The sequence below is a fragment of the Borreliella bissettiae DN127 genome (assembly GCF_000222305.1).
Classification (GTDB): Bacteria; Spirochaetota; Spirochaetia; order Borreliales; family Borreliaceae; genus Borreliella; species Borreliella carolinensis.
In genome coordinates this window covers 21,320-27,319 of sequence record NC_015917.1, presented here as the reverse complement: position 1 = coordinate 27,319, position 6,000 = coordinate 21,320, and the positions used below count along the sequence as shown (strand labels likewise).

Sequence of the window (6,000 nt, the reverse complement as noted above, 5' to 3'; positions counted from 1 at the left end):
ACCTCAAATTACAAATTTTTAATTTAGATGTTTCATGAATACCAAATCTTATCTCCAAATTACAAATTTATAACTTCTTTTGAAATTCTTACAAAGAAGTATATAATGTTTATATGTTTTTATGCAATTTTTTTTTAAAGGTAAATTTGCTAAACAAAAAAAATTTATAAAATAACTCCGAATGAATTTATTTTAATTAGCGAGAATCTTATTAATTCTTCTAGCACTAAACACCATTTAACTTGGAATTATTATGACTGCTGGAATTCCATTAGCTCATCTAAAAAATCAAAACATAAAAACTCCTTACAATTTCCAATCTAATACAATTTCTTATACATTGGACAGCGGTTTACAAATTCAAAAACATTACCTAATTTGCTCCAATAAAATTTCCAGATGTATTGAAAATCTAGACAAAAATAGATTGATATCTATTAATACAACCAAAATTAATTATGTGGCAAAAAAGATATTTGGTTTTGTTTTTACTACTAAACAACTGAGAATTGTTTGCTCTTTGATTGCAAAGTCTAAAAAACACTAAATGAAATCAAGCACAACTCTAATTCACAAAGCATCTTTTTAGTTGACACACCGTGCATATTAAATCTATCACAAAAACTTAACTACATTAAATCCTTTGCACCTCTAAAGCTCAATCAAAACAATCTGAATTATTATAAAAACAGCTCCAACGAGCTTAAATCCACTATTACAAACTTGATTTCAAATTTTATTACTGAAAAGGAACCTTGCAAAAATTTACATACTCTAACGTTATACATTAATGCTAACCTAAAAAAACTGGGAATCTACAAAAATACTTGTAAATTGCAAAAACGAATTATATCTAAAATCTTTTTTCTTGATTAAGGTAAAAAATTCTTTACAATTTCTACTTGAAATAATTGCTAATTAATGACGTAATGAAGGGAGTTAGAATAGATATAGCAGTGGGCACAACTACTACTGCAATAATAACTATTCTGTTACTGGCTCTAAGCTTTTCCAAAAGAACTTTGTTATTGGCTTACAGCTTTGCTTCTAGCCTTTGTTCCAAATTAAACATATCCTTTTGTAAATTCTTTTCTACGTTATCAATCTTGGTAGTAAGTTCACTTTTAACAGTATCAATCTTAGTAACAAAATTGTCAAACTTTATCCCAAATTGCTTTTCTAAATTTTCTAAATCTCTATATGTAAGCTCATTGTGATAATATCTTTTTGACAAATCTTGAGCCATTAGTTGTTCCATACCTAATCGTAGAAACTCTCCATATATTTGCTCTTCAGTAATACTTGTTGTCACCACTGATGATTTTTACCCTATTTTAATATAGGGTAAATACAAGAAAAATCTGGGCCTATTACGCCCTAGATTATCATAAGCCCAATAAAGAACAATTACTAAAAATATATAAATAAACCGTAAATTAGAAAAATTAGTGTTATATAAAATGAATAGGGCTTAAGACAAATTCTTTAAAAAAATTTGCTTTAAGCCCTATTTCATCGCTAATATTTACAATTCGAGCCAATGTCGAACTAATTTATAGTATAACCAAAATTACACTATAGTCAAGTTATATTTTTATAAATTTAAACTACAATTACTAAAACTTTAAATAATATAACTAAAATTGCTATAAAAGCATTTACTTTTATTTAATTATTTTATCCTTATTACAAGCAAATATTTAATATTTTATTGCAACTTAAATTTTTTTAGAATCTATTTTATATATTCCCTATCAATTTTTACCAAATTTATTCATTTTAATGACGGCATATTTCATTTAGGAAGCAAATCTCAATGTTTATGCTCTCAAAATTCAAAAACTTTGAAAGCATAAATAATTTGTAAAGCATTTAAAGTATTTATAGGATACTTTTGTAAAGTAAACAATGCTTCTCATTTGGTTACTTTTATCATTTATACTTTTTTATTATTTTCTATTTGATCGCAATATTGTAAAAAATTTAGGAATGGTAAATGTACTTATTTATAAAGTAGTTTTATAACATCTTTTTTTTAAAAAAAAAATTAATTTTTATAAATATTGTGAATTTCATTAAATTTAATAAAACCTTGCCTATTTTTCTACTCTTATATTTATAAAACCCTTATGTTTTATTTAATTTTCTAATTTTTATAAAAAATTATTATGCACATAATTTAAATTACTCCATGCAACAAAAACGCCACACTATCAACTTGCTTTAAGCATGGGAAATTAATTTTTACTTTACTTAAATCAAATACAAAAATTTTTCTTATTTCTTTATAAGAATCCCTTTCTATCACTTGACATTTGTTATACAAAACCTTACACATAGAAATACTTTTGAAAAGTATTTCTTTTGACTAGTACTAGAACATATTCTGTATTTATGAACTCTTTATTGGCGCTAATTTTTTTTAAAAAAGTCAAACCAATTGGTTTTCTCGAAGAATAAAAACATTGATATTAAAAATTAAAATTATCTTAAAATTAACAGATGAAAAATTAATCATCTTAAAACACCCTTTCTATTTCTTTTTTTAATTTAAAATATTGCTGATCAATAGTAGGCCTGGGCATAAAAACAATATATTCATATGAATCTTCGCCAGAATACTTAATATCTGAAGAATATAATTCTCTTATGCATGAATACAAAAAATACACTTCACTTTTAAATTTATTATTATGATCATTTTTTACCCTACCAAACAATCTAATCAATTCTCTAGATCGCTCAGAACCCAAATCTAAAAAGAATTTATCAAAATACTCCTCATTATAGTCAGGCAATGGGGGTATTTCCGGATAACTGCCATATTTTAAGTTATAGAGAGTCTTCTCTATATCATCCAGCAAACGGTGTTCAGATGCGTATAATTTTAAATTAGAAAATTTGCCCTCAGTAATAATATCATCAGCTCGCATACCACAATCTTCTAAATCATTAAAATTATCAAAAAAAGTTTTAACGGCCTGTTCTTGTTTATCAGGCAAATAACAACCCAATAAAATTAAGGCTAATATTATTATATACATTCTAAAGAAAGCCTTCATACATACTCCTTGCCCATCCGAATACCAAAATAAACTATAGAAGTTTATCAAAACACTATTCTTGCCAAACTCAAAAAGTTCTACTAATAAGATAGATTACACTAGAACTAATAAGCATAATACGCAAGCTTACACCAATTTTATCTTTTCTCAAGATTTGTAAATACCAAAGCATTCTATTGATTCATAGAAATTAAATATTTATGTAAGAGTATAATAATTACGCTTAATAAAAAAATTATTAATACATATAAAAATAATATAAACCTTATCACAATAAAAATATTGTTATAAATCTTCCAATATTTTACTGTCCTACATTTGATCTAATATAGATTGAATTTAATATTGGATATAACACAATATTAGATTATATTTAATATTGGATTATAAATTTTAGATTTTAATTAAGGAGAATATTTATGAAATATAACATTATTGCAAACTTATTTGTTTTTTTATTTTTAGCTTGCAATCCAGATTTTAACACCAATAAAAAAGATATAGGGTACCAATCTAGTAAAAAAGGACTAAAATCTAATAAAAAAAGACTAAAATCCAATAAAAAAGGATTAACCCCTAAAACAAAAACAAAACCAAATCAAGAAGAAATCTCAAATCAAGAAGCAAGCTCCAAAAAAAACGAGGAAATTAATAACCAAAAAGAAAACACACTGCTTGATGATTTAAGAAATTTAATAGAAAAAGCTAAAGCAGATAAAGATAAATATGTACAAAAATTAAAAGAAGAATCTTCAAACCAATATGGAATACTGGCCTTCAAAGAGTTGTTCTGGCTAGACGGAACAAGTGAACAGTTATCCGCAAATACCGAAAGATCTAAAGCCTATAGAAAACGAACTTATAGCATCTTAAATGCTATTGATAATGATGCCTTAAAGAATTTTTCAGACATTGTAATGGCATCAGGCCAAACACAAGGAATATTTAACAATCTTAACTCACTTGGGAGTATCTTTGAAGAGATAGTTGATTTTTTGCATCCCAAAAAAGACAATCTAGAAAAATTAGAGATTTCGGCCTTAAAAAGGCTTAAAAACTCTTTGGAAAATTTTTTAGAGACAAAAAAAATCGCTTCGGAAATGCTGTATAAGTTCTTATTAGACTATAAAAATAATACAAATCGTATACAAACAGATGTAAATGAACTTAAATCTCATGCAAACACACTTTTCAATCAACTGACAAAAAAAATCGAAGAAGCAGAAAAGCTAAAAAATGACATATGTTCAACAGAAAGCCTTTAATTTATCTGTTATATATTGAAATTGTCCATAATGTAAGGGCCTATCTTTAATTAAAGATAGGCCTAACGTTGTAGTAAACTGCTATTTTTAAATCACTGATTATCGAAATAGCTTATTACTTCATCCCATGATGATTTTCAAGCTCTACAAAAACAGCAATCTAACAACTAATACAATCCCATAAAGCTTTGCTTCAGACAATTTTTGCCTTAGTTTTTATTTCTTTATAAGAAGAAGCCTTGGAATTTAGAGCTACATTTTATATTTCTATCATGCAAATCGATTACAACTAACTACAAGTTTACTAAAGTAGATAGATTTTCCCATAAGTAAACTATGTAGCAATTGTGATATTAAAAATATCATTCTAAAATCGAGAAATATTTTATACAAAGAACATTCGTGCCACTCGCTGATTTATATGATACTTGCCTTCCCAATTAACAACATACCGAATCATCAATACACTGGTTGTATGTTCTTTAATATAAGACTACAATTAGTCTATACCAATTAAGGAGAATGTTTTTATGAAAAACAAAATAATTTTATGTATCTGTGTTTTTTTACTTTTAAACAGCTGTACTGCCAACCATGACACTGAAACGGAAATAAAAAAACATGTTGATAAAACAAAAAACGAATATATTAATGAGACAAAAAATTTAATAGCAGCAACTAAAGAAAGCATCGAAAAACGCAAACTACAACAACCTGAGCCAGCGGATCAAAGCCCTGTAGATGGTAAAAATGGGGAGAAAGTTTTTGAAATATATAAAAGAGCTTACGACTTTATAAATAGTTTTTTAACAGATGATGAATTTGATAAATTCTCAACAATATTTAATAAACCGAAACTACAATCACCAGGCAAAGTACTAATAGTATAGCAATTTTAGAACTTAATCTAGAACAGACATTAATCACTTAGACTCAAAAAAAGATACCTTAGATAAAGCAAATACCGTGGATTTGGAAAAGATCAAAAATTCTCTTGAACAATTGTTCTCTATAAGGAATTTTTTTTCAACAAACATAAAACAGACTTTATTAGATCATCAAAACAACACCGGTTCTATAAAAACGGATGATTCTAAATCAGAATCCTATTTCAATACAATATTTAATCAGTTTAATGAAAAAATTAAAGAAGTTAGAAATCTGAAAAAAACCATATTAGCAATACCTATACCAGCATTATAAATTAAAATTTATTAATAGAGGGGTTTAAAGTAAGTTAGTCCTTTAAATATATAGGTCTAATAAAAAGTTTATTAACCCCTGTTAACATTGCTTTAATCAAACAAATTAAAATTTAATTACACAAACAGAAAAACAAATTATAATTGAAATTAATTAAGAAATGGTAAACAATTGAACCTTAAAAAAATAAAAATTGCAAAAACAATTATTTTAATAATAAAACAAACCCAATAATAAATTTACTTATAATAAAAATCTTTACTGTTAATTTCAGAAAGATTAAATCGATATTAAGATAAACTTTAAATTAAATGATGTTTATTGGCCCCAAAAGTATTCTTGAAGCTGCCAAAATTAAAATCGAAGATTTAAATGAACCGGAGAGGTTTTTAGAAAAACTTAAAAATATCTTAAAAGGATAAAAGATTTAAGAATAATTAAAGAATCTGCAAAAAGCTTGAAAGAAT

At 25.7% G+C, this 6,000-nt stretch carries 5 protein-coding genes and 1 pseudogene; 4 read left to right on the top strand and 2 right to left on the bottom strand.

The window, feature by feature from the left end; translation table 11 throughout:
* The first annotated feature begins 253 nt into the window (after positions 1-253).
* A complete protein-coding gene (locus BBIDN127_RS07905; RefSeq protein WP_014023151.1) occupies positions 254-547 on the top strand; it encodes a hypothetical protein in 294 nt (97 codons plus the stop codon).
* A gap of 351 nt (positions 548-898) precedes the next feature.
* Here the strand turns inward: BBIDN127_RS07905 and bdr are convergent.
* Together bdr and BBIDN127_RS06515 are read right to left on the bottom strand one after the other, a co-directional pair.
* Positions 899-1,315 (bottom strand): annotated as a pseudogene (gene bdr, locus BBIDN127_RS06520) (Bdr family repetitive protein).
* Positions 1,316-2,519: 1,204 nt separating this feature from the next.
* On the bottom strand, positions 2,520-3,062 hold the full coding sequence (locus BBIDN127_RS06515; RefSeq protein WP_014023147.1) for a P52 family lipoprotein: 543 nt from the start codon (positions 3,060-3,062) through the stop codon (positions 2,520-2,522).
* A 422-nt stretch (positions 3,063-3,484) separates the two neighbouring features.
* On the opposite strand from BBIDN127_RS06515, the gene BBIDN127_RS06510 reads away from it, so the two are divergent.
* The 3 genes from BBIDN127_RS06510 to BBIDN127_RS07895 all read left to right on the top strand — a co-directional run bounded on the left by BBIDN127_RS06510 (position 3,485) and on the right by BBIDN127_RS07895 (position 5,533).
* Entirely contained in the window at positions 3,485-4,330 is an 846-nt protein-coding gene (locus BBIDN127_RS06510) for a virulence associated lipoprotein (protein WP_014023146.1), read from the top strand.
* Positions 4,331-4,860: 530 nt separating this feature from the next.
* Positions 4,861-5,220, top strand: a complete 360-nt coding sequence (locus tag BBIDN127_RS07900) for a hypothetical protein (RefSeq protein ID WP_233421663.1) — start codon at positions 4,861-4,863, stop codon at positions 5,218-5,220.
* Positions 5,221-5,302: 82 nt separating this feature from the next.
* Positions 5,303-5,533, top strand: a complete 231-nt coding sequence (locus BBIDN127_RS07895) for a CRASP family complement regulator-acquiring lipoprotein (protein WP_044055037.1) — start codon at positions 5,303-5,305, stop codon at positions 5,531-5,533.
* Positions 5,534-6,000 lie beyond the last annotated feature (467 nt).